Genomic DNA, 24,534 nt, shown 5'->3' on the forward strand with positions numbered 1-24,534 from the left:
TTTATGAGGTTATTTGAGAAAAAGAATTCTTAATTACTTAAACTATTCTAATGATTAGGTTTATACTTATAACATTAATTACTTTATTTTTTTCATTAAATACAGTATCACAAACAATATATTTAGATTCTATAAACCGAAGTAAGATTGACTTTTATAAAAACATTAATACTGATAGCTTGTTCTTTTATTGTGATAAGTTAGAAAATTCTAACAATATTTGTACAAAAATAGAAGCTGCTACTGATAAAATTTATGGACTTTATAGATTAAAAAGATACGATGAAGCTGCAACTTCTTCTAATAAGGTAATAACACAAATTGATTCTTTACTCCAAAATAATAACTTGACTTGCCTTATTGATAGAAAAATTGCTTCTTTAAATAGGCTTTTTTGGATAAAAAAAAATCAAGAAAAGTACGAAGAAGCTTACTCTATACTTATTAAGTATGAAAAAGAAATAATTAATCATCCTATAAAAGATCAAAAATGGATTAGAAATAAATTGGGACTTGTTCTTAGTAAAGCTGTAATAAAAAATAAACTTAACATGCAAGAAAAAGCTAAAAGTATACTACTAAAAGCTATTTCGGAATCAAAAAAAACTGTTCTTAAAGATTTTCAAAAAAACAATTTTTTTCTTCAATGGAAAGCTAACTCTTTTAATTGCCTTGGAAACACATATATTTTAATTAACAATAAAAACCCAAATACCATTCTCCTGGATTCTGCTGACTATTACTTTGACAAAGCTTATAAATTAACACAACAATTTACTCCTCAACATAAAGACTCTAAAATATATTATTACTTAAGAAAAACTAAAGTTTTAATGGCTAAAAAAGAATTTTCTAAAGCTATTGATTTAATTAATAATTATAAAAATATAAGTAATGGTTATTCTTATTTTAACAAAGAATATTACCTAAAAGCCATTTGTTTTCACAACTTAAAAAATTCTGATTCCGCTATTTACCATTCTAATAAATTATTAATGAATTATAAAAAATGTGAAAGGAGTAAACTTATTACTATTTACGACATTCTCTCAAAAGAATATAATAATTTAAATAAACTGGATAGCGCTTACAAGTACTCTAAACTTACTTTAGAACAACATCATTTAACAAAAGATACTAAAGACAAAACTTTCAATCTTTTTTACAACAATAATTTTGCTCAAGCTCAAAAGCTTAAAAAAACTATAGAACAAAGAGAAGCAGAAAAACAGCGTAACCTCATTATTTCTTTTATTATTTTATTATTAACTTTTTTCGTTATTACTTTTTATTTATTTAAAAAAGAAAAAGATAAGAAGAAGAAACTTATATCTGTAATAAGCAACAATAAAACGACAGAAATAGAAAAAAAAGAATACAATATTGATGAAATCTTAGAAGCTAAAATTCTTAATGAATTTAGGAATATTGCTAATAGTTTAGATTTTTTAAAACCTGATTTTTCAGTTAACTACATTGCTGAAAAATTAAATACCAATACTACTTATATTTCTTTTGTTTTTAATAAGTATTACGAAGAGTCTTTTAAACAATACTGTACTAAGCTTAAAATTAACTATGTAGTACATAAATTAAAGACAGACAAAAACTTTAGAAAATATTCCATTCAAGCCATTGCTGAAGAAATAGGTTATACCAACGCATCTGCTTTTACAAGAGCGTTTAAAAAACATATTGGTGTAACCCCTTCTGTATTTTTAAAAGACCTTGAAAATTAGTTCTTCTTCTTTTTTATAACAAACCAACCAATAGGTATTATAAGGAGTAAAGCATAACAAATTAAAGACAATGAACTTCCTGTTTTAATTACTGAAGGCTCATATTTAAAAGTTATTTTATGTTTTCCTGCAGGAACTTCTATTCCTCTTAAAACATAGTTTACTCTATAATATGGCACACTTTCTCCATCAATATAAGCGTTCCATCCATCTTTGTAATAGATTTCAGAAAATACAGCAAATTGTTCTGAAGTTGTACTTGCTTCGTATATCAATTCAGTAAGATCTTTCTTCACAAGATTAATGGTAGCAATTGAATCTTTTTGAAACACATCGGCTTTTAGATTAAACTCGTTTGAGTTTATAACCGCTTCTGATTTAGTATTCAAACTATCTAATGCTATAATTTCTTCATTAGCTGAAGATACTTTTTTTAATGAGTTTACAAACCATGCATTCCCATTAGCTTCTGGATTCTCTTGAAATTGTTCATCGCTAATAATAAAGTACTTAGTATTTAACATATTTAGCACTTCCATATTATTTTTAGCTATTTGATAATCAAACAATTCTTGATAACGTTTCATTTTGGCAGCATGGTATCCTCCTATCGAATTGTGGAAATAAGAAGTTCTACCATCTTGCATAGGACTTACGCTAAAATTAACAACTCTGTAATGCCCTTTATCTTTTAAAATTTCTGTATCAGCTTTTGTTGCTGTAAATGGTTTTTGTACTCTTCTAGCTGAAGTAAAATCTTCCTTATTAACATAGTTAGCATCTATTGAGACCAAATCAAAAATTATCAATCCTCCCAATACAATTAACATAGGTACTTGCTTCAATTTTCCTTTCAAATAAAACCACAACATTCCTGCAACAACTAAAACCAATAAAAGAGAACGTAAACTATCGTTAAATAACATTGATTTTCTATCTGCAATTAAAGCATCAATTAACTCTGGAAGTTGCTGATATTGTGCATCACGTAATCCTTCAAAAGCGAACAAACTAGATCCAAACAGTAAGAATAGCAAAGAAATTCCTCCAACAATGTAAAAAGCTTTCTTTACTGCATTTTCTTTTTCTTCGGAAGAATTCTCAGAAGAGAAAAATTCTTTTAATGCCAGAATTCCTAACAAAGGAACACATAATTCTGCTATTACTTGAATAGACGATACTGCTCTAAATTTATTATATAAAGGTATATAGTCAATAAAGAAATCAGTTATTATAGAAAAGTTTTTACCCCAACTTAATACGATCGAAAAAATGGTAGCTGCAACCAGCCAATATTTTAATCGTCCTTTTACTAGAAAAATTCCTAAAAAGAATAAGAAAAAAACTATCACACCAATATAAGCTGGTGCTTCAACAATAGGTTGTTTCCCCCAATAAGTCAACACTTGACTAGAATACTCTTTTGCTACACTTTTACCAGCATTTTGCTCTAAAACTTGATAAAAGTTTGAGTCTTCTTCCAACTCTTCAACTGTTCCTCCTCCCATAAAACGAGGAATCATCAAGTTAAATGTTTCGGCTATTCCATAGCTATATTCAGTTATATACTCCTTATCTAACCCAGTAGACTTTTCTTTTGATGTTCCATCAGGGTTAATTGTTAGTTCTGATTTTCCTCTCGTACTATAATCAGCATACTCTTTCATTGCTAACAACCTAGTAGAATTAGCTCCAATACCAATTAACATTGCTGCAACCAAAATAGCTGATTGTTTAAAAAACACAGGTAATGTTCTCGATTTAAAAGCTTCAACACCTTCAACAATTACCAAAATCAACAAACAAAACCCTAAATAATAAGTCATCTGTGGATGATTTGAATAAACTTCTAAAGCCATTGCTAAAGCCGTTAAAATAAACCCAAATAAATATCGTTTTCTAAAAATATAAATTACTCCTGCAATCACCATTGGCATATAACCTATAGCATGTGCTTTCGCATTGTGTCCTGCTCCAAAAATAATTATCAGATAAGTAGAAAACCCAAAGGACAAACTTCCTAAAATAGCCAGCTTCCAATCTACTTTTAAGGCAGTTAATAATAAGAAAAAACTTAAAAAATATAAGAAAAGATAATCCGCAGGTCTAGGTAAAAAGCGAATAACTTTATCAACATAACGTACAAAGTCATTCGGATAATAAGCACTTACCTGATATGCTGGCATTCCACTAAAAGCATTATCTAACCAATAAGGCTCTTCTCCTTTTTCAGCTCTATATTCTTTTACATCTTTTGACATTCCTATAAACTGAGTAATGTCACTTTGTTTAATTTGTTTTCCGCTTAAAACCGGGTTAAAATACAATACAGATGCTATTGCAAAAACAATAATTGCTATTGCAAACGGTAAAAATTTCTTTAAGTTCATGGTTAGTCTATTTCTTCATAGTCAACGTACTCGCCAACAGAATTATTACTTTCTTTAGAATTACTTGGCTTTTTATCAATAACAGTTTTTCCTACTTCAACATCAGATGCTTGTTGTTGGTTTCTATACTGTTGTGCAGCTTTCTTTTGTACTTTGTCTACTGCTTTTTTTATTAAGTATGGTCCAAAAAGTTTCGCTAAAAACTTAATAACGTAATAAACTAACAGAATAATTAATATGGTTTTTAAAAAATTCACAGGTCCAGCTTCATTTAAATATGTCATCTTTTTCTTAAAATAAAAAAATCAATCAAAAATAACAATTTGAAGCAAAAGGAAGCGTTAAGAGTTTACAAAACTTATATTATATAGGTAATTGTATTTTTACGTATGTTTGTACAACCTGAAAATTTGGATTTATTATATGATTAAGAAACTTCTTATCCTTTTTGTTTTTTGCTCTATTCTAACTACTAACGCGCAATATACACCTGTTATAAATTCAAATAAGCCAGGTTTTTCTGAAAGCCCTTATAGTGTTGGCTCGGGTGTTTATCAGTTCGAAACAAGTATTTTTTATAGAAAAATGAATGCTACACCAACTTTTAGCAATCCTGAAGCCTTAGGATTAAACTTGTTTTTTAGAACCAGCTTTATTTCTGAAAAATTAGAAGTAAACTTTAATACTTCTTTACAAAGAGATAAAATAGCATTTAAAAACATTTTTGAGTCATCATATAATAAAACAGGGTTAAGTCAATTTAGTCTAGGTGCAAAATATCTGATTTATGCTCCTAAATATGATGATAAGAGCAAAGAAATAAGAAGTTGGAAAAAAAGACATTCTTTCGACTGGAAAAGGTGGATACCACACATTGGTGTTTCTGCTGGTATAAATATTGGAAGTTTTTTAACTGATTACCACGAAAGAGGTGGGTTTAGTCCTAAAGTTGGTATTTTATTACAAAATGAATTTTCTGACAAATTAAATGTAATCACTAACCTACATTATGATTATATTGGAACTGATTTTTCTCAACTTTCTTACATAGTAACGGGTACCTATAACTTTAATGATTATTGGTCTGGTTTTGCTGAAATACAAGGTATTTTTGAAGAATATGAGAAAAAAACTAATATAGGAGCAGGTGCCGCCTATCTTTTTAGTGAAAACTTACAGTTCAATGCTTCTTTAAGGGCAAACTTACAACAAGATGAAATTGGTATATATAGTTCTTTAGGAGTATCATACAGACTTAATAGACATAAAGACGATTTTGTTGAAATAGATGAATTTGGAAATAAGATTGAAGAAGAAAAACCTGTTAAATATGACGAAAACAGAAATTTCTTTGGTCGAATGTTTAGTAAAGTAGGAAAACTATTTTCTAAAAAAGAGAAGAGAAAAGTTGATTTAGATAATGACTCAGGTAATGGAGAGCTTTTAAACGAAAAACCTAAGAGAGAGCGCCAAGGATCTTTGGTTGATATGATTGTTAAAGAAGATAAAAAACAAAAGAAAAAAACAGCTAAAGAAGAAAGAAAAGCTGCTAAAAAAGCTAAGAAAAAAGCCGAAAAAGAAGCGAAACGCAAAGAAAAAGAACGCTTAAAACTTGAGAAACAAATTAAAAAAGAAGAAGAAAAAGAGGCTAAGCGTAAAGAAAAAGAACGTTTAAAGCTTGAAAAAGAAATAAAAAAGCTAGAAGAAGAAATTAAAAAAGAAGAACAACAAGAGAAAGAAAAGGAAAAAGAAAAGGAGGATAATTAAAAGCCTTAAATTTGTAAAATGATTCAAATTAAAGAAATAACTACCAAAAAGGGAATGAAACAGTTTGTTAAGTTTCCTTTTTCTCTTTATAAAAACAATAAGTACTGGGTTCCTCCTATTATTAAGGATGAAATTGAAAGCTTTGACAAAAATAAAAATCCTGTTTTTGAACATGCCAAAGCTCGTTTTTTCTTAGCATTAAAAAACAATGAAATAGTTGGTAGAGTTGTAGCTATTATCAATTCTTATGAAGTAGAAAAGCAGCATATAAAAAAAATACGTTTTGGCTGGTTTGATGTTATTGATAATATTGAAGTATCTAAAGCTTTACTAAATAAAGTTGCTGAAATAGGTCGCGAAAATAACTTAGAATACATAGAAGGTCCTGTTGGTTTTAATAATTTAGATAAAACAGGAGTTCTTATTGAAGGGTTTGACCACATTGGAACTATGATTACATGGTACAATCATCCTTATTATGCGAAACACCTAGAGTATTTAGGGTTTACAAAAGAAAAAGAATACATCGAAAGTATATTCTCTTTCAGTAACGTTGATATTAAGAAATATAGAAAGGCTAGTAATATAATTCAAAGGAGATACAACTTAACTCCTTTAAACTTTACTTCTACAGATAAAATTATGCCTTATGTTGATGAAATGTTTAACTTGTTTAGTAAAACATATTCCAAACTATCAACTTATGTGCCTATTTCAGATGCTCAAATAGCTTATTTTAAAAAGAAATATATAAGCTTTATAAACCCTGAGTATATAAAATTTGTTGTTGACGAAAATCATAAACTAGTCGCATTTGCTATTGTTATGCCTTCTTTTTCTAAAGCTTTACAAAAAGCAAAAGGAAAACTTTTTCCTTTCGGAATTTTCCACTTGTTGAATGCAAGAAAAAACTCTAAAGATGTTACTTTTTATTTAATTGGAGTTGATCCCGAATATCAAAACAAAGGAGTTACAGCCATTATTTTTGAGCAATTTCATCCTATATTTTTGGCTAAAGGAATTCAAAACTGTATTAGAACCCCTGAACTTGAAGAAAATCATGCAATTCATCAAATTTGGAAAGATTTTAGTCCTAAAATTCACAAAAGAAGAAGAACATACAAACTCGATTTATAATGCAACTTTTTTATAATCCGGATTTATTAATCACTTCAAAAGAAATTACTTTCAACAAAGATGAAAGTCGTCATATAATTCGTGTTTTGCGGAAAAAAGAAGGAGATATATTGCATATCACCAATGGAAATGGTATCCTATTTTTTGCTGAAATAATTATTGGAAATGATAAAAAGTGTATTGCCAAAATTATTAAATACGAAGAAAAACCTAGTACAAGAGATTATTATTTACACGTAGCTATAGCACCTACGAAAAACAACGATCGCTTAGAATGGTTTTTAGAAAAAGCTACAGAAATTGGTATTGATGAAATAACCCCTATTATTTGTAAAAACTCAGAAAGAAAAGTTGTAAAAGTTGACCGTTTAGAAAGAATTATACAATCTGCAATGAAACAATCACTACAATTTACATTGCCTAAACTTAACCCTCCAATAAATTTTTCTGACTTCATAAAAAATGATTTTTCAGAAGAAATTTTTATTGCTCATTGTGAAAATGACACTGAAAAAAAGTTTTTAAAAAACGTTGCTTCTCTAACATCAAAATATACAGTGCTTATTGGACCCGAAGGTGATTTTTCTCCTGAAGAAATACAAGAGTCATTAAACAAGAAATTCATCCCTATTTCTTTAGGAAAGAATAGACTTAGAACAGAAACCGCAGGCTTAAATGTAGTTCAAAGCATATCCTATTTACATCAATAATTCATTTTTCGTATATTTAGCTCTTTTAAAGTGTTTTATTTTGACTACAGCAGATTTTTTTAATCTCTTTTTGTTAATTAGTGCCATTCATGGTTTTGCTTTTAGTATAATACTTTTTTGTTCTAAAAATGGACGAGAAAAAAGTATGATATACTTAAACCTTTTAATTTTGGCAATTTCTCTAAACAATATTCAATCTTGGGTTTTAGAAAAAGAATTATTTCAGCATAAGTTTGCTTTAGATTATGTACAAATACCTTGGCATTTTTTAGCAATGCCTTTTTTGTATATGTTTTTAATTCACTACCTAAACCTTGCTGAAAAGTCGTACAAAATATTAAAATTAATTATTCCTATTTTTTTTATTCTTATAATTAGCCAAATTAGCTTTGTTCTATATTACAGTGATTCTGCTTCAAGAGAGTATTTAAATTATACTTATGAACGGTATACCTCCATCGAGGAAATATTTAGCTTAACTACTTCGTTAAGTATTTTTTTTTATTCATTTTATATTTTATATAAGAAAGAAAAGCTCTTTCCTAAAATTTTATCGTTTGATAATCTTAGATGGATTTATACTTTTTTTATTTTAACTTCAATTGGATATGCTCTTTGGATTTTAGCCTTAATTATTAAAGTAAAAATGAACTTTACCGGTTTCTTATTCTCTTATTACCCTTTAAGAGTTTACACTACTGTTTTAATTTACTGGTTAGGTTATCAAGGTTTAAGACAAATTCGTGTATTAAAAGAGCGTAAAAAAATTAGAGAATCTCTTTTAATTGATTTAAATGATGACTTTGGTATAGATTTAATTAATTTAAACACAAATAAATGTTTTTCTCAAAACCAAATAGACAAACAACAAGAACAGTTTAATGAAATAGACCAATTTATTAGATCAAAAAAGAAATATTTATTAAATAAATATACTTTACAAGACTTATCAAAAGATACTAAACTAAGTTCTAGTACTCTTTCTCTTATTATAAATAGTGTTGCTAAAAAGTCTTTTACTGATTACTTAAATGAAATGAGAGTAAATTTTGCTAAGACTCTTTTAGTTGATTCTGATTATGCTGACTATACAATAACTTCAATAGGCTTGGAATCTGGATTCAACTCTAAATCTACGTTTTATACCGTTTTTAAAAAGCATACAGGTTATACACCTGTTCAATTTAAAAACTTATCTGTAATTGTTTTAAATTAATTTTATAATCTTTTTATAAAAAGACAGTTCGAAAACATCCAAAATGGACGTTTTCGAACCCTTATATTTTACTCTTAAGCTATATTTGTGATGAGAAATTAAAAAATTAGTAATTGAAAATAGTTGAAGGGGTTTTCAATTTATAATGTGAAATTTCTAAAAAATTTATTGAGGTGTAATTTATTTCTCAATTACGAAGAAGAGGAAGCTATAGCTTAAAAACATCAATATTTATTATTGGTGTTTTTTTTTATTTAAGAACTACATAATACTTTATTAATTAGCTTTCATATTCAAAAGAATTATTTTTTTAAAGAAAAGAAGGCGATAACAAATTTATTAGTGTTTTTTTATTGTTGTTTTACTATATTGCTTTTAAATTCAAGTTAATTCATGAAAAACCTCACCCTGCTTTTTATTTTTCTATTAAGTCAAAATATTTTTTCTCAAGAAATAGCTGTTATACAATATAAAGGAGGTGGTGATTGGTATGCAAATCCTACAGCTTTACCTAACCTTGTAAAATTCACTAATCAAAACACGAAAACCCAGATTGACAAAAACATACAAAACATTACGCTAGACGACGAAACTATCTTTGACTACCCAATAGTTTTCATAACCGGACATGGTAATATTTTATTTACAAATAATGAAATTTCAATACTAAGAAGTTATCTTATTTCAGGAGGCTTTTTACATGTATCAGATAATTATGGTCTTGATAAATACATACGAAGAGAATTAAAAAAAGTTTTTCCTGAATTACAACTTCAAGAAATTCCCAGCAATCACCCTATTTATCATCAAACTTTTTCCTTTCCTAAAGGCTTGCCAAAAATTCACGAACATGATAAAAAACCTCCTCAAGGTTTTGGTTTGTTCTATGAAGGTAAACTTATAGTTTTTTATGATTACGAAAGTGATTTAAGTGATGGATGGGAAGATGCTGCCGTACATAACAATCCAAAAGAAACTAGAACAAAAGCTCTACAAATGGGAGCCAACATAATAGAATATGCCTTTAAACATTAACACTTTACAAATTGATAGTATTAAGATTAATTTTGATACTGAAGCTTTATGGATACTTAATGTTGCTCTAGCTATCATTATGTTTGGTATTGCTTTAGATATGAAGGTAGAGGATTTTAAAAGACTTATTAATGAACCTAAAATATTATTTGTCGGATTATTATCTCAGTTTATTTTACTTCCTTTTTTAACCTTTATCCTTATCAATATTATTAACCCATACCCTAGTTTTGCTTTAGGCATGATTATGATTGCTGCTTGCCCTGGAGGAAATGTTTCTAACTTTTTTAGTAAAATGGCAAAAGGCAACGCTGCATTATCTGTTAGTTTAACAGCATTTTCAACGATAATTTGTTTAGTAATGACCCCGTTAAACTTACAATTATGGGGTAGTTTATACGGGCCTACTAACGAAATTTTAAAAAGTGTTTCCTTAAACCCTTTTGAACTTTTTAAACTTGTCCTTCTTATTTTAGGAATTCCGATAGTTTTAGGAATGTTAGTTAATCACTATCATCATGAAATGGCTAAAAAAATCAATAAACTTTTACGTCCATTTTCTATTTTCTTTTTCCTTTTATTAATTGTAATAGCCCTTTATGATAACGCTGATGTTTTTAAAGACTATATACATCTAGTTTTATTTCTTGTAATATTTCATAATATTTATGCGTTTATTATAGGTTATGTAACTGCTAAATCTTTTAAATTAAATAAAAAGGACTCTAAAACTATTTCTATGGAAACAGGAATACAAAATGGTGGTTTAGGGTTACTACTTATTTTTAGTTTTTTTGATGGCCTAGGAGGAATGGCCCTTCTTGCTGCGTTTTGGGGTGTTTGGGATATTTTTTCAGGAATAATGTTAGCTACTTACTGGGGAAGAAATAAATAATACATGAAAACACTGTTGTACTACTTTTTTAAAGCTTTTGTAAAAACTGGCTTATTCTTTTACTCTAAAAAGACAACGATTATTGGAAGTGAGCATATTCCCAAAAAAGAAGCCGTAATCTTTACAGCTAATCACCCAAATGGCTTAATTGACCCTATACTTATAGCTACACATATAAAAAGGAGAATAAACTTTTTAGTGCGTGCAGCTGTATTTAACAACCCTATTATTGCTAAGTTTTTCAACTCGCTTGGAATGATGCCTATTTATCGTATTAGAGACGGTGTACAACAACTTAGTAAGAATGAAGAAATTTTTAATAAATGTCAACTCCTTTTAAAGAATAATAAAACTTTACTAATCTTTCCTGAAGGAACACACAAAAAAGACAGAGCTATTAGACCACTTAGTAAAGGCTTTACAAGAATTATTTTTAAAACTTTAGATAATTTCCCTGACACTCGAATAAATATTATTCCAGTAGGAATTACATATCAAAACGTATCTAGCTACCCTTCAAAAACTGCTATCCATTTTGGTTCTCCAATTTTGGCTAACGATTATTACGACAAACAAAACATAAATAAATCTGTAAAACACATAAAAGAGCTTGTTTCAAATCAATTAGAAAACTTATCTGTTCATATAGAACAAAATGAAAGTTATGAAACTACCTTAGCTAATTTAAATAATGCTCAAGTAGATTTTACTAAAATTGATGAAATAAACAGTATTGTAAGAAATAAAAAGGTACTTGTACAAAAAAAGCGTAGTATTAACTACGCTCTCCCTTTATTCTTTTTAATTGTTTTAAATAGTTTAGTTCCATATTCAATTTGGAAATTTTTAAGTAGAAAAATCGATGAAATAGAGTTTATAGATACCTTTAGATTTGGTGTAAACGCTATTTTATTTCCTTCCTTTTATTGTATACAAAGTTGGATAATATCTATATTTTGGGGTTGGAAAATAGCTTTAATCTACTTTTTCACTTCCTTTTTACTTATTCTTTTATATACCAAATTATCACCTACTCCACCATCAAAATAGCATCTTGAATATCTTGTTGAATTTTGGTACGTATATTACTTTTTACTAAACCATAATTTCTCATTGTTGGATAAATTCTGTTTGATAAAAACACATACACGACACCTGTTGCTGGGTCTGCCCAAGTATACGTTCCAGTAAAACCACTATGTCCAAAACTCACATCCGAAACACAGCCACAAGTTGCTTTTACTTTGGGGTTTAATTGTGGTTTATCAAAACCTAACCCTCTACGTACTCTTTTGTTTTCATAATAGCGTTTATTAAACTTATGCACTGTTTCTGGCTCTAAGTACTTCTTTCCTCCATAAGATCCATCCTGTAAAAACATTTGCATAATTTTAGCTACATCATTTGCATTTGCAAACAACCCTGCATGCCCTCCTACTCCACCTAACATAGCTGCTCCCATGTCGTGAACATAACCATGAACTAATTGATGTCTAAAATAATTGTCTCTTTCTGTGGGTACAATTTCATCTTTAGTAAACTTATTTAAAGGTAAGTATGTCATTCTATCTGCCCCAATAGGTTGATAAAACTGTTCTTCAACCAGTTTATTTAAAGGTCTTTTATATTTTCTTTCTATAATTTCTTTAAAAATATAGTAGCCTAAATCACTATACTTATATCCTACTCTTTTTCGTTGTTCAGAATCAACTATTTGTTTATAAATTGAATCTTTATATTCTTTAGCTAAGTATAAATTTCTTGCTACTTTTATACTAAACCTTGAAGTTCGGTTTTTTCTATAAAACTGTGTAGAATTTTTTCCTGTTACACTGTCTTTAGTATGCAAATAAAATGGAATCCAAGCACGTAAACGTCCATAATGGGATAATACTTCTTTTAATAACAAAGTGTCTTTATTCGATTTACTATACCTTGGTAATACATCTCCCAAGTTTGAAAATAAACTAATTTTTCTTTCTTCTTCTGCTTTCATTATCATGGGTAACGAAGCTAAAATTTTAGTTAAAGAAGCTAAATCGTAAATATCTGAATTCCTAACTGGTTTATTTTTTGCTAAGGTATGATAACCAAAACTTTTATTATAAATTACTTTTCCATCTTTGGCTACTAAAATTTGTCCACCTGGAGCCATCTTTTCTTGTAAAATTGTATCAATTCTTTTATCAATAATTGAAAGTTTTTCTGAAGAAACTCCAGCTTCTTCAGGAATTGTGTATTGTAACACATCCAACCCATCTACCAATAATCCATCCCCTGCTTTAAACTCATTTTTTATAGATACTGGCAACTTTCCTTTTAAATTAAAAGCTCCAAAAAGGGCTTGCGCTGATAGCTCTTGAGCTAACTTACTATTTTGATATGACATTACAACTCCTTCTATGTTAGTAAAAGAAGGAACTTGAAGTAGACTATACGGACTAGCAAAAACATCTAAAATAACTTTATGGTTCCTTGCTATTTCTTGTAACCATACAAGGTCTTTATTAGAAAACTTGTAACCTTTCCAAGGGTTTTTATTTGATTTATGAAAACCTATAACTATAAGATTGTACTTTTCTAACTTCTTGTTCAATACACTTAAATGCTTATCAGAAACCTTATCTACTTTCGTATAGTTTTTAAGCATTTCATAGAAATCTGATCCAGTATCACTTCCTAAAGAAATGTAAGCTACTTTTTTATCCTTAAGGTTGTTAATTGGTAAAATTCCTCCTTCATTTTTTAGAACTGTAATAGCGTTTTTTATCAATTTACGATGTAAAACCTCATCATAAGGGGTATTTATATCTTTTACAACATTTCCTGTAGTAATAGGCTTATACTTGTTTAACTCTACTAAGTATTTTGCCTTTAAAATCTTTTTAACTGAATGATTTAATCGCTCTTCTGTTAATTTTCCTTCCAATAGGGCTTTCTTAATAAACCTAATTGATTCAGGGACATCTTGAGGAATCAACAACATATCGTTTCCTGCCAAAATTGCTGCTAAGTCTATTTCTGCTGGTGTTGAATAATTTGCAGCTCCTTTCATATTCAATCCATCCGTGATAATCAACCCTTTAAAGCCTAACTGATTTTGTAACAGATTGGTTACAATACTTTTTGATAATGATGATGGTAATTTTGGATTCGTTTCTAGAGCTGGAATACTCAAGTGCGCTGTCATTACACTTCCTACACCTGCTTTAAATATTTTTTTGAATGGATATAACTCTATTGAATCTAGTCGTTCTTTACTAAAATTAATTGTTGGTAACGTGTGGTGAGAATCTGCTTCCGTATCTCCGTGTCCTGGAAAGTGTTTTGCATTCGCTAACACTCCTACCTCTTGCATTCCTTTGGTAAATGCTATTGATTTTTCTGCTACATTTTCTTTATCTTCTCCAAAAGAACGGTTTCCTATAATTGGGTTATCAGGATTAGTGTTTATATCTACAACTGGAGCAAAATTTATATGAATTCCAACTCGTTTACAGTGTTCTCCAATTCTTTTACCCACTTCCTGAAGTAAAACCGTGTCCTGAATAGCCCCTAATGTCATGTTCCAAGGAAAACGATACGTGTTTTTCAAACGCATATCCAAGCCCCATTCGCCATCAAAACCAACCATTAAAGGTATTTTTGCTAATTCTTGATATTTATTGTTTAAAACTACTTGTTTATCAGGTGTTCCTTGCATAAAAATAATATTTCCTACATGGTATTTTGTAACCATATTAGAAATAAAATCTTCGTGTTTTTTATCTTTATTTGAATATGCTTGTATCATAAACAACTGTCCTATTTTTTCATCAACAGACATAGTTTTCATGATACTATCTATCCATACATTTTGTGTTATAGAATCTTTTGCCAATAAAGGGTTTACTCCTTGGACTTGGGCTTGAATTATTTGTATAAAAACAAACGTTAGTAATGTTAATACTTTTCTTTTCATATATTATCCCTTAACAAGCCTTACAAAAAACATGTAAGGCTTTAACATCTTTTTTTATAAAATCAATAGTTATACCAAAAATCGTGCATGCCAACTCTGGTTTGCTGGCACTTCCCATTTTGTTTCAAAATCTTCTTTAGTATTTACCATATTATTAAAAACAACCGTTTTAGCGGTTATTTTTTGTTCTTTGGCAAAATTTTGAAACTCCGGGAGCTTTACGATATTAATATTATCTCCATCTTTAAAAGAAACATTCATTTTATCCATTAAATCCAGTTCTAGCTCCTTTTCTAACTCTTGAATAAAACGTACAGAAGCATCTATTGAACATCCTGAAACATTATTAAAATTCTCATCTACACCCAATACCAAAAATTGATTATACTTAATAGTAAATGATCCTTTTAAGTCGTCTCCATGACGCGTCCAATTATCAATAAAAAGCAATGCTTTTGCACTGATTAATTCTATTTCTTCTTGTGTAAATTCTCTATCTGATTGATACACCCAAACTCTTGAGTTTTGAGGTAGTTTTTTATATTCTGTAAACATTTTCTTGTATTTGTTTTCGTAATATCTAAATTAAAGAACAACTAAGATAATTACTAAAAATAAATGTTAAAGATTACCTTAAATTAAACTTTTGTTGTAAAGCTTGTAGCTTTTCTTCATCAGTCATCGTATCTTTCGGTGCCGACATTCGTTCTTTTATTTCTTTTAAAACCTTTTTTGTGTACAAAGGAAAATCAGCATTCTGAATCCAAGCATTGTATCCTGGGTTTTCTTTAAATACTTCTTCAACAGTTCTTCCCTTATACTTTCCAAAAGAAAAAATTTCTTGATCTTTATCATTAAATAAAATAAACCCTGCAAAATCTGCTCTTTTTCCGTGGGTTGAAAATTCACTCAATGCTTCTACTGAGTTTTCTAAATCTTCATATTTTTCAACCTGTGCTAATAAAATTTCATAGGTTGCCTTTGTATCCGCTTCTGCTCCATGCGCTCCTACTAACTCTTTTCCACAATAAAATTGATATCCAGCACTTAGTGTTCGCTGTTCTTTTTTATGAAAAATAGTTTGTACATCAACTGCTTTTCTATTATTCATATTAAAATCAATTCCTGCTCGCAGCAGCTCTTCTGCTAATAAAGGAATATCAAATCGATTAGAGTTAAATCCTGCTAAATCTGCATCACCTATTAACTCATTAATTTGCGGTGCTAATTCTTTAAAAGTTGGCTCAGTAACTACTTTTTCGTTTGTAATTCCGTGAATTTCTGAAGCTTCTTTGGGTATTTCTATTTCTGGGTTTACCAACCATGTTTTACTTTCTTTATTTCCATTAGGAAACACTTTTAAAATAGATATCTCAACTACTCTATCTTTAGCAATGTTTATTCCTGTTGTTTCTAAATCAAAAAATACGATTGGTTTTGTTAAATTTAAATTCATTTTTTGTAGTGCTTAAAGACAATATTCTATTTACTTTACATATATCTATTATTGTCTTTTCTATATATTATTCGTTCGTTAATTCTTTTTTAAATTCATCTATTTGGTCTAACACTTTCTTTGGAAGTGTAGGCTCTTTAAAATTATATTTTTCTAATTCTTTTTCTAATGTTTTTGCTACAATGTAACGTGCTGTAGTTTTATCATCTGCAGGTATTACATACCAAGGAGCATAATTTGTTGATGTTCTCAACAACATATCTTCATAACACTCTTGATATTTATCCCATAACTTTCGTTCTTTTAAATCACCCGCAGAAAATTTCCAGTTTTTTTCTGGAATATTTAACCTACGTAATAACCTGTTTTTCTGTTCTTCTTTAGATATATTTAAAAAAAACTTTAAAATAATTGTTCCGTTTTCAGATATATGCCTTTCAAACTGATTAATACGCTCCATTCTATCATGATAAAAAGTATCATTTAAATCATCAACGTTATTTACTGTGGGAATATTTTCGGCAAAAACATACTCTGGATGCACTCTTGTTACCAAAACATTCTCATAATGTGTACGATTAAAAACTCCTATTTTTCCTTTAGCAGGCAAGGCTATATAATGACGCCATAAAAAATCATGTTTTAATTCTAATTCTGTTGGTACTTTAAAGCTATGCACTACTACTCCACGTGCATTAACATCTTTAAAAACTTCTCGAATTAAACTATCTTTACCGGCTGTATCCATTCCTTGTAAACACAATAAAACACTATACTTACCTTCTGCGTACATTGTGTCTTGTAAATCACTAATTTTTTTTCTTGATTTTTTCAGCTTCTTCTTAGCATTATCAACAACTTCTTTAGTAGAAAATTCATTTAACTTTCTTTTTTTAGAAAATATGTAGGCATTTGTGTTCATCCGCTTTTTTTATAGCATAAAAGTACAAAAATATAGACTTCTTCTATTGATTTTTTCTTGGTTATTATCAAATATTACAATTAAATCCAAGATATTCTTTTATTTATTTTTTTGAGCTTTACTTCCAAATAAATGACAGAATGAATAAAACAGTTATTATACAAGCAAGTTCTAAAAGTGTAGGAAACACAAACAAAGTGGTTAATTACCTCAACAGCAATGAGTCTTTTGATTTTATCGATTTAAAAATAAAAAAAATTGGTGTATTTGAATATGATTTTAGCAATTCTGATGATGATTTTATCCCTCTTATAGAAGAAATTGTTAGTAAATACGATACACTAATATTTGCCACCCCTGTATATTGGTATAGTATGAGTGCTACGCTAAAAATATTTTTTGATAGATTGTCAGACTTGTTACATTATAAAAAAGATTTAGGAAGACAGTTACGAGGTAAAAATATGGCTATGATTAGTAATTCTGGTGACAACGATCTTAGAGATGGCTTTGAAATGCCTTTTATTGAAAGTGCAAAATATTTAGGCATGAACTACTTTGGTAGTACTCATGCTTGGTTTACTGAAGACGGAAATAATATACATCCTGAAGCTAAAGTTAAAATTGATTCTTTTAGAAAAATACTTACTCAATAAAGCACTTAAAATCTTTAACTCGCTCTCTGCTTACAATTATTTCAGTATCATCGTAAGATTGCAACTTTAATTGTAAGCGTGAGTTGGTATAAGAAACAATATCTTTTATGGCATTTATGTGTACTATAAATGTTCTATTTACCCTAAAAAATTGCTCGGGGTCTAACTCTTCTTGCCAATATTCTAAAGAGTTATCTATTAAATAATTTCTATTAGCATTTGTATGTATGTAAGTTGCTTTATTTTCTGAGTAAAAACATTCAATATCTTCTGTATTGATAATTTTTAAGTGCTGTCCCACTTTTATAGTAAATCGCTTTTTATATTTTCTATCAACTGGGTTAATCAACAACTTACGAATGTCATCTATATTAACCTGTATATTACTTTGTATAGGTTGATGCTCTTTAAATTTATTTACTGCTATTGTTAACTCATCTTCATCTATTGGTTTTAACAAATAGTCTATAGAATTTAACTTGAATGCTTTTAATGCATACTCATCATAAGCCGTTGTAAAAATGATAGCTGATTTCACAGTTACTTCTTCAAAAATTTCGAATGATAATCCATCTGAAAGTTGAATATCTAAAAAAATTAAATCAGGATGAGAATTGTTTTGAAACCAGTTAATCGATTCTTCTACTGAGTGCAACATTTGTTGAACTTTTATATCTAATTCAGCTAACATTCTACTTAACCGTCTTGCAGCTGGCTTTTCATCTTCAATAATTATAACATTCATAGTTTGGTTTGGTCTATTTTTAGCAATTACTTGTTCATGTATTCTTTAATCTTTCGCTCTTCCCATTTTTTAGAAAAAAGTTTTCCTTTAGAAAAAACATTAAATCCGTGTAAAAATACTATAACTCCCCACCAAAAGAACAAATTATAGTTGTTTACATCTAAAAAAGCTTCCATTACTGATTCGTTTCCATAAACAATATCTTTATATATTCTTCTTCCTATAAAAATTAAGTTTATTAGTATGTAAAACACTAAATGTTTGTAGAACTTTTTAATTTCATCTACTCTTTTTTGAGCTCTTAAATATTGTTGTTCTCTATTTATAGTTTCCATTTTCTCTCTTTTTTAGTTCATCTAGATACTCTTGTATTTTGCGTTGTTCCCAATCTTTATTAAAAAAAATATTGGTTCCAAATACTCCTAACCAATGAAAAAAAACTCCAATCCCCCAAAAAAGCCAAGTAGCATATACACCAAAATTGCTTATTGCTTTGATAAAAGTTAACTTGTCTTCATTCATCAACCCCATAATAATTACAACTGAAATGAATATATTCACAATTATATATGCTGCTAAATGCCAATAAAATCCTTTTATTTTTTCTACTCTTTTTTTGGCTAGTAAATATTTATGTCCTTCTTTATAATCATTTTCCATACTAATCCTTTTTATTTAGGTATTCCTTTATCTTCTTCTCCTCCCAATCTTTTCCAAGCCCTAAAATATTAACACCAAAAACTAGCATCCAATGAATAAAAGTAACTAGTACTATTCCTATAACAGGAAACCAAAACCAGTGATAATAAGGTGAGAATTTTAAATTCACTAAAACAATAATAATCACTGAAATGATATTTACTAAAGCATGAGCATAGAACCCTTTTACTTGTTTTACTTTCTTTTTAGCCTCTAAATACTTTTTTTCTTCTCTATAATTACCTTCCATTGTTATTGTTTTCTAAAAATTCTTTAATCTTACGTTCTTCCCAATCTTTTCCTAAGCCTATTTTTTCTATTCCAAAAATGCCCAACCAATGAAAAAAAACTCCAATTAACATTCCTATTATTGGATAATAAAACCAATGATAACTTGGCACAAACTTTAAGTTTATAAAAATTAAAACTGGAATGATTAATACAGTGACTATAAGATGAATGTAAAACCCTTTGATTTTCTCTACTCTCTTTTTTGCTTTTGCATATTTGTAAGCTGTTGTGTATTCTTTTTCCATCTCATTTATAATTTTTTATCATCATTCATTAACTCCTTAATCTTGCGTTCTTCCCAATTTTTACCTAAGAATAAATTATAATTATTTACTTCTAAATAATGAAAAATTAATCCTATCCCCCAACCTATCATAGGAAACCAAAACCATTGAAACTTTGAATATGTTTTGAGGTTTATAAATATTAAAAAAGGAATAACTATACAATACGAAACTAAGTTTTGATAAAACTCTTTTAGTTTTTCTACCTTTTCTACTGCTTTTACATAATTACTGTTTTCTAAACTTTTTGTATCCATGATACTATCTTTTATATTAATTAACAGCGGTAAACACACTGTGAATATTTTATTATTATTAATTATTTGAATATTTCTATCGGTTATTAAACCGTAACGATCTGCTATATTTCTTAATCCTACTTTTGTACTTTTTCCTATAGCCTCTTTCGGATTAACGTTGTTTTGAATCTTTAAAAAACCTTCTTCTTCAAAAATGTTTATTTCTAAGGGTTTATTTGAAGAAACTACATTGTGTTTTACTGCGTTTTCTAATAATAATTGAAGAGATAGAGGAACTATTTTTAAATTTGAGTTACCTACTTCTTCAGGTATTGTAAACTTTACTGCTTCCTCAAAACGCATTTGCAATAATTCCATATAGGTTTTAGCAAATTGTAATTCTTCTTGAATTGGTACTAGTTCTTTATTTCGTTGCTCCAGTACATAGCGATATACTTTTGATAGTTTTGTTGTAAACTTCTCTGCTTGTTTTGGATTTTCGCTAATTAAAGAGGTTAGTACATTTAAACTATTAAACAAAAAATGGGGGTCTATTTGATTCTTTAATGTTTCAAATTTTGCTGTTTCTGTTTTAGCTACTATTTCATGCTGTGTTGTTTCTTCTTTTACAGACGCTTTCCAGTTTACCATAAAATCTTTGGCATGAAAAAAAACGGCTATCGCTAACGATAATATGATTGCAAATAAATGCATCCATAAAAATCGTCCATTAAAGAAGTTATCTATATTATTATTAAAAATTACAAAGTACTGTACGTAATGGATTAATAATACAGCTACAGTTGTATAGCTTATTGTTGCTATGATTCCTGCCCAAACTCTTTGATTGGTTTGCAAAACCCAATCCCACTTTTTACTTAAATAACCATTAATAATTCCATTACCTAACCCCAGAACAAAAGAATACATTCCTGAAAACAAAAACACTAATCCAGCTTCTTTTAATGTAAAAGCCTGATTTATTATAGTAAAAACAACACCAAAAATAATTGTAAGCTTTAAGCAAATCCAAATATCATTTTTCAAACTATTAAATGTTTTTTTTACTGGTGTTTTCATTCTTTATGCTTATTATATTTAAAGGTTTACCCTCTTCATTCTAAAATTTAATATCGAAAGATACATTTTTATCTTTAACCAAAAACTTTGCTTCGTCAAACACAGGCGGTCCAAAACGTGATAATTTATTGTTTGATACTCCATAGTCTTCTATTGGCATTCCATTAGGTTCAAAATCCATCTTATTATTATTGTTTGCGTCATGAAAACAAATAATAGCATATTCTCCTTCTGGTACTTTTTCAAAAATTACAGTACTTTTTCCCTTTATTATTACTGATTCTTTTGCCTGTAGTGGTTCTTTTCTAAAGTTCTCTTTAGTATATAAGGCAAATTTTATTTTTCCTTTATCTGAAGTGACATTTACAACTGTCGTTGCAATTGTTTTGTCTTGAGCTGAAATTGTTTCAATTGTAAACAAGACGACTGTAATAACAATATGGATTACAAGTTTCATTTTATTTATTTTTTACGGTTAATTATGACACAAATATTCATAAGATGCTTTATCTCTAAAATAAAAACACACTGAATTGTATTATTTTTAGGATGAGTTGTAACAATTTGTATTTTTGAGCTACTTATAACATAACAACTCTACTAAACTTAGTGAAAAAAGAATTAGAAAATAGATTTTTAACTGATTTCGAAGCCAATCAAAACATTGTGCATAAGGTATGTAGGATTTATACAACCAATCAAAATGCACATAACGATTTGTTTCAAGAAATCACCATTCAGTTATGGAAAAACTATGGTAAATTTAGAGGAGATGCAAAATTTAGTACTTGGATGTATCGAGTAGCATTAAATACTGCTATTTCTTTATATAGAAAATCAACAAGAAGTATAAAAACACAAGACTTTACAGAATATTCTTTTAAAATTAAAGCAGAAGAATATGACGACACTGAAGAAATACAATTAAAAGCCTTATATGGTGCTATTCGTAAACTAAATGATATTGATAAAGCGCTAATTTTTTTATACCTAGAAGACAAGCCCTATAAAGAAATTTCTGAAACCTTAGGTATTAGTCAAGTAAATGCTCGAGTTAAAATGAACAGAGCAAAAGATAAATTAAAAAAGATATTAAACCCATAATTTAAATGGATTTAGATAAATATAAAAAAGCTTGGGGAAACCAGTCTGAAGAAACAAATAAAGTTTCTAAAATCGACATTTATAGAATGGCGCATTCCAAGTCATCATCAATAGTAAAGTGGATTTTTATTATTGGGATTTTAGAGTTTATTTTCTTGAATTCTTTCTATTTTATTTTTGACATGGAAGAAGCTTATAAAGAATATAAAAAACTTGGTTTATATAACTTTATGATTTATTCTCAATTTATCATATACCCTGTACTACTCTATTTCTTGATTAAATTCTACCTTAATTATAAAAGCATTTCTGTTGTAGACTCTACTAAAACTTTAATGACAAAAATTATTAAAACAAGAAAAACTGTAAAGTACTACGTTATATTTAACTTGTTATATGTATTTACTTTTGGAATTATAGTTGCAATTGCATCACTAAAAGCTCACCCAGAATTTAACTCTAAGCAAGTTTTAATTTCAATTATTGTTACAGTAATAATGTTAATAATTATGCTTATAGTTTTATGGTGTTTTTATCAGCTATTGTATGGAATTTTACTAAGAAAGTTAAATAAAAACTATAAAGAGCTTGCTAAACTTGAAGACTTAAATTAAAAAGAACTGTTTTTTCATAAACTTTTATTAACGTTATATAGTTAGCATTCACTATATTAGCCATATTAATTCATTACTTATGAAAAAAGTATTTATTATAGCTGTTTTCCTTTTTTATTCTGTTTTTGCTTTTACTCAAGAACATAGTTTTTGGAAAAATCTTCGTTTTGGAGGGGATGCTAGCTTTGGCTTTGGTTCAAATAACACAACTCTTGCTATATCTCCAGCTGCTGTTTATGATTTTAATGAATCTTTTTCTATAGGCTTAGGAATTGGTTATGTGTACAATAAAAACGAAGGTTTAAGTTCTAATATAATCACTCCTAAAATAATTACTTTATATAGACCTATTAGAGAAATTGAATTTTCTGCCGATTTACAGCAAATGTATGTCAATACAAACATTAATGGTACTTCTAAAAAATATAATTACCCTGCTTTAAATATTGGAGCTTCTTACAGAATAGGTGTTGTTTCTTTAGGCGTACAATACGATGTTTTGTATGAAGAAAGCAAAAGTGTATACGCTTCTGCTTTCTCTCCTATCGTAAGAGTTTTCTTTTAAAAAAACTCTCTTAATTCTTGTAATAATTTTTCATGCATCTCATTTGTATAATCTAAATGAGTTACTATTCGTATTTTTCCTTCCCCCATAGAAATTAGTAATATACCTCTTTCTGCCATCTTTTTCATAAAATCATCTGGATTTATTGAATCTTCTACATAAAAAATAACAATATTCGTTTCAATAAGTTCTACCTTTTTCACATACGAACAACTTTCTAATACCTTACCTATTTCTTTTGCTTTTTGATGATCTTCTGCTAAACGCTCTACTTGATTATCCAAAGCATAAATCCCAGCAGCTGCTAAAAAACCAGCTTGTCTCATTCCACCACCAAACAACTTTCGTACACGTAACGCTTTTTCTATATGTTCTTTAGTTCCCAACAAAACAGATCCAACAGGAGCTCCCAATCCTTTTGATAAACAAATTGAAATCGTATCAAATAACTCTCCATATTGTTTTGGGGTTTCTTTTTTTGCCACCAAAGCATTAAATAAACGTGCTCCATCTAAATGATACGCCAAATCATTGGCTTTAGCTACTTTTTGAATCTTTTGTAATTCTTCAAAGTCCCAGCAGGCACCACCTCCTTTGTTTGTTGTATTTTCAACACAAACTAATCTACTATAAGGTGTATGAATATCATTTCTTCCTCCTACCACACTTGCTAACTGATTCGCTGTAAACATTCCTCTACCCCCATCAATTAAACAAGAAGTAACCCCTGCATTAAACGCAGCTCCTCCACCTTCATAGTTATATACATGTGCCCATTTATCGCAAAACATTCTGTCTCCTGGTTGTGTATGAATCTTTATCGCTGTTTGATTTGCCATGGTTCCCGAAGGAAAAAATAACGCAGCTTCCATTCCAAACATATCAGCTACCTTTTCTTGTAACAAATTCACTGTTGGATCTGCCTTAAAAACATCATCTCCTACCTTTGCACTCATCATTGCTTCCAACATTCCTTGAGTTGGCTTAGTTACAGTATCACTTATTAAGTTTATTTCCATTTCTAACTAC

General features: G+C 28.7%; 26 protein-coding genes. 12 read left to right on the top strand and 14 right to left on the bottom strand.

Annotated features, from left to right (window positions below; translation table 11 throughout):
- Window positions 1-50: 50 nt before the first annotated feature.
- The gene (locus MHM83_RS06080) at window positions 51-1,739 is read left to right on the top strand and encodes a helix-turn-helix domain-containing protein (protein ID WP_239178824.1); all 1,689 of its coding nucleotides are present in this window, start codon (window positions 51-53) and stop codon (window positions 1,737-1,739) included.
- On the opposite strand, the gene MHM83_RS06085 is transcribed toward MHM83_RS06080, so the two are convergent.
- Window positions 1,736-4,129 (bottom strand): YfhO family protein, encoded by a 2,394-nt coding sequence (locus MHM83_RS06085; protein ID WP_239178826.1) that lies wholly within the window; start codon window positions 4,127-4,129, stop codon window positions 1,736-1,738. The genes MHM83_RS06080 and MHM83_RS06085 overlap by 4 nt on opposite strands.
- Window positions 4,130-4,131: 2 nt before the next feature.
- Complete coding sequence (locus MHM83_RS06090; RefSeq protein WP_239178828.1) at window positions 4,132-4,413, bottom strand: DUF4834 family protein; 282 nt, start codon at window positions 4,411-4,413, stop codon at window positions 4,132-4,134.
- A 139-nt stretch (window positions 4,414-4,552) separates the two neighbouring features.
- Between MHM83_RS06090 and MHM83_RS06095 the strand changes: the two genes are divergently transcribed.
- The 7 genes from MHM83_RS06095 (at window position 4,553) to MHM83_RS06125 (ending at window position 11,939) form a co-directional block, all read left to right on the top strand.
- Window positions 4,553-5,896: a transporter gene (locus MHM83_RS06095; RefSeq protein WP_239178830.1), complete on the top strand. Its 1,344-nt coding sequence runs from the start codon at window positions 4,553-4,555 to the stop codon at window positions 5,894-5,896.
- 18 nt (window positions 5,897-5,914) lie between these two features.
- A complete protein-coding gene (locus MHM83_RS06100; RefSeq protein WP_239178832.1) occupies window positions 5,915-7,033 on the top strand; it encodes a GTP cyclohydrolase in 1,119 nt (372 codons plus the stop codon).
- Window positions 7,033-7,743, top strand: coding sequence for a 16S rRNA (uracil(1498)-N(3))-methyltransferase (locus tag MHM83_RS06105; RefSeq protein WP_047789653.1), 711 nt, complete (start codon window positions 7,033-7,035; stop codon window positions 7,741-7,743). Before MHM83_RS06100 ends, MHM83_RS06105 begins: the two co-directional genes overlap by 1 nt.
- A gap of 145 nt (window positions 7,744-7,888) precedes the next feature.
- Window positions 7,889-8,959, top strand: coding sequence for a helix-turn-helix domain-containing protein (locus MHM83_RS06110; protein ID WP_167714041.1), 1,071 nt, complete (start codon window positions 7,889-7,891; stop codon window positions 8,957-8,959).
- A 393-nt stretch (window positions 8,960-9,352) separates the two neighbouring features.
- Window positions 9,353-9,994: a DUF4159 domain-containing protein gene (locus MHM83_RS06115; RefSeq protein WP_239178834.1), complete on the top strand. Its 642-nt coding sequence runs from the start codon at window positions 9,353-9,355 to the stop codon at window positions 9,992-9,994.
- Window positions 9,978-10,889: a bile acid:sodium symporter family protein gene (locus tag MHM83_RS06120; RefSeq protein ID WP_239178836.1), complete on the top strand. Its 912-nt coding sequence runs from the start codon at window positions 9,978-9,980 to the stop codon at window positions 10,887-10,889. Before MHM83_RS06115 ends, MHM83_RS06120 begins: the two co-directional genes overlap by 17 nt.
- Before the next feature lie 3 nt (window positions 10,890-10,892).
- Entirely contained in the window at window positions 10,893-11,939 is a 1,047-nt protein-coding gene (locus tag MHM83_RS06125) for a 1-acyl-sn-glycerol-3-phosphate acyltransferase (protein ID WP_239178838.1), read from the top strand.
- Here the strand turns inward: MHM83_RS06125 and MHM83_RS06130 are convergent.
- The 4 genes from MHM83_RS06130 to MHM83_RS06145 all read right to left on the bottom strand — a co-directional run bounded on the left by MHM83_RS06130 (window position 11,920) and on the right by MHM83_RS06145 (window position 17,228).
- Complete coding sequence (locus MHM83_RS06130; RefSeq protein WP_239178840.1) at window positions 11,920-14,850, bottom strand: glycoside hydrolase family 3 N-terminal domain-containing protein; 2,931 nt, start codon at window positions 14,848-14,850, stop codon at window positions 11,920-11,922. The two genes, MHM83_RS06125 and MHM83_RS06130, sit on opposite strands and share 20 nt — an antisense overlap.
- A gap of 69 nt (window positions 14,851-14,919) precedes the next feature.
- Window positions 14,920-15,405: an ABC transporter ATPase gene (locus tag MHM83_RS06135; RefSeq protein WP_239178842.1), complete on the bottom strand. Its 486-nt coding sequence runs from the start codon at window positions 15,403-15,405 to the stop codon at window positions 14,920-14,922.
- Between the two features lie 73 nt (window positions 15,406-15,478).
- Window positions 15,479-16,306: a 3'-5' exonuclease gene (locus MHM83_RS06140; RefSeq protein WP_125067922.1), complete on the bottom strand. Its 828-nt coding sequence runs from the start codon at window positions 16,304-16,306 to the stop codon at window positions 15,479-15,481.
- 67 nt (window positions 16,307-16,373) lie between these two features.
- A complete protein-coding gene (locus tag MHM83_RS06145; protein WP_125067923.1) occupies window positions 16,374-17,228 on the bottom strand; it encodes a PPK2 family polyphosphate kinase in 855 nt (284 codons plus the stop codon).
- Between the two features lie 140 nt (window positions 17,229-17,368).
- On the opposite strand from MHM83_RS06145, the gene MHM83_RS06150 reads away from it, so the two are divergent.
- Complete coding sequence (locus tag MHM83_RS06150) at window positions 17,369-17,884, top strand: flavodoxin family protein (RefSeq protein ID WP_159490682.1); 516 nt, start codon at window positions 17,369-17,371, stop codon at window positions 17,882-17,884.
- On the opposite strand, the gene MHM83_RS06155 is transcribed toward MHM83_RS06150, so the two are convergent.
- The 7 genes from MHM83_RS06155 to MHM83_RS06185 are packed head-to-tail and all read right to left on the bottom strand — an operon-like array spanning window position 17,874 to window position 21,679.
- Entirely contained in the window at window positions 17,874-18,629 is a 756-nt protein-coding gene (locus tag MHM83_RS06155) for a LytR/AlgR family response regulator transcription factor (protein WP_239178844.1), read from the bottom strand. The two genes, MHM83_RS06150 and MHM83_RS06155, sit on opposite strands and share 11 nt — an antisense overlap.
- A gap of 26 nt (window positions 18,630-18,655) precedes the next feature.
- Window positions 18,656-18,964, bottom strand: coding sequence for a 2TM domain-containing protein (locus MHM83_RS06160; protein WP_239178846.1), 309 nt, complete (start codon window positions 18,962-18,964; stop codon window positions 18,656-18,658).
- Window positions 18,948-19,289, bottom strand: a complete 342-nt coding sequence (locus tag MHM83_RS06165; protein ID WP_239178849.1) for a 2TM domain-containing protein — start codon at window positions 19,287-19,289, stop codon at window positions 18,948-18,950. Before MHM83_RS06165 ends, MHM83_RS06160 begins: the two co-directional genes overlap by 17 nt.
- A 1-nt stretch (window position 19,290) precedes the next feature.
- Entirely contained in the window at window positions 19,291-19,578 is a 288-nt protein-coding gene (locus tag MHM83_RS06170) for a 2TM domain-containing protein (protein WP_047789638.1), read from the bottom strand.
- Entirely contained in the window at window positions 19,568-19,864 is a 297-nt protein-coding gene (locus MHM83_RS06175) for a 2TM domain-containing protein (RefSeq protein WP_047789637.1), read from the bottom strand. Before MHM83_RS06175 ends, MHM83_RS06170 begins: the two co-directional genes overlap by 11 nt.
- A gap of 5 nt (window positions 19,865-19,869) precedes the next feature.
- The gene (locus MHM83_RS06180) at window positions 19,870-21,222 is read right to left on the bottom strand and encodes a 2TM domain-containing protein (RefSeq protein WP_047789636.1); all 1,353 of its coding nucleotides are present in this window, start codon (window positions 21,220-21,222) and stop codon (window positions 19,870-19,872) included.
- A gap of 40 nt (window positions 21,223-21,262) precedes the next feature.
- Window positions 21,263-21,679, bottom strand: a complete 417-nt coding sequence (locus MHM83_RS06185) for a DUF2141 domain-containing protein (protein WP_239178851.1) — start codon at window positions 21,677-21,679, stop codon at window positions 21,263-21,265.
- 152 nt (window positions 21,680-21,831) lie between these two features.
- On the opposite strand from MHM83_RS06185, the gene MHM83_RS06190 reads away from it, so the two are divergent.
- The 3 genes from MHM83_RS06190 to MHM83_RS06200 all read left to right on the top strand — a co-directional run bounded on the left by MHM83_RS06190 (window position 21,832) and on the right by MHM83_RS06200 (window position 23,505).
- The gene (locus MHM83_RS06190; protein WP_173360850.1) at window positions 21,832-22,326 is read left to right on the top strand and encodes an RNA polymerase sigma factor; all 495 of its coding nucleotides are present in this window, start codon (window positions 21,832-21,834) and stop codon (window positions 22,324-22,326) included.
- Window positions 22,327-22,331: 5 nt separating this feature from the next.
- A complete protein-coding gene (locus MHM83_RS06195) occupies window positions 22,332-22,940 on the top strand; it encodes a hypothetical protein (protein ID WP_173360849.1) in 609 nt (202 codons plus the stop codon).
- A 79-nt stretch (window positions 22,941-23,019) separates the two neighbouring features.
- On the top strand, window positions 23,020-23,505 hold the full coding sequence (locus MHM83_RS06200; protein WP_073183242.1) for a hypothetical protein: 486 nt from the start codon (window positions 23,020-23,022) through the stop codon (window positions 23,503-23,505).
- Here MHM83_RS06200 and MHM83_RS06205 read toward each other — a convergent pair.
- Entirely contained in the window at window positions 23,502-24,524 is a 1,023-nt protein-coding gene (locus MHM83_RS06205) for a threonine aldolase family protein (RefSeq protein ID WP_239178853.1), read from the bottom strand. The genes MHM83_RS06200 and MHM83_RS06205 overlap by 4 nt on opposite strands.
- Window positions 24,525-24,534: the final 10 nt, after the last annotated feature.

This window comes from Tenacibaculum sp. Mcav3-52 (assembly GCF_022347665.1).
Taxonomy (GTDB): domain Bacteria; phylum Bacteroidota; class Bacteroidia; order Flavobacteriales; family Flavobacteriaceae; genus Polaribacter; species Polaribacter mesophilus.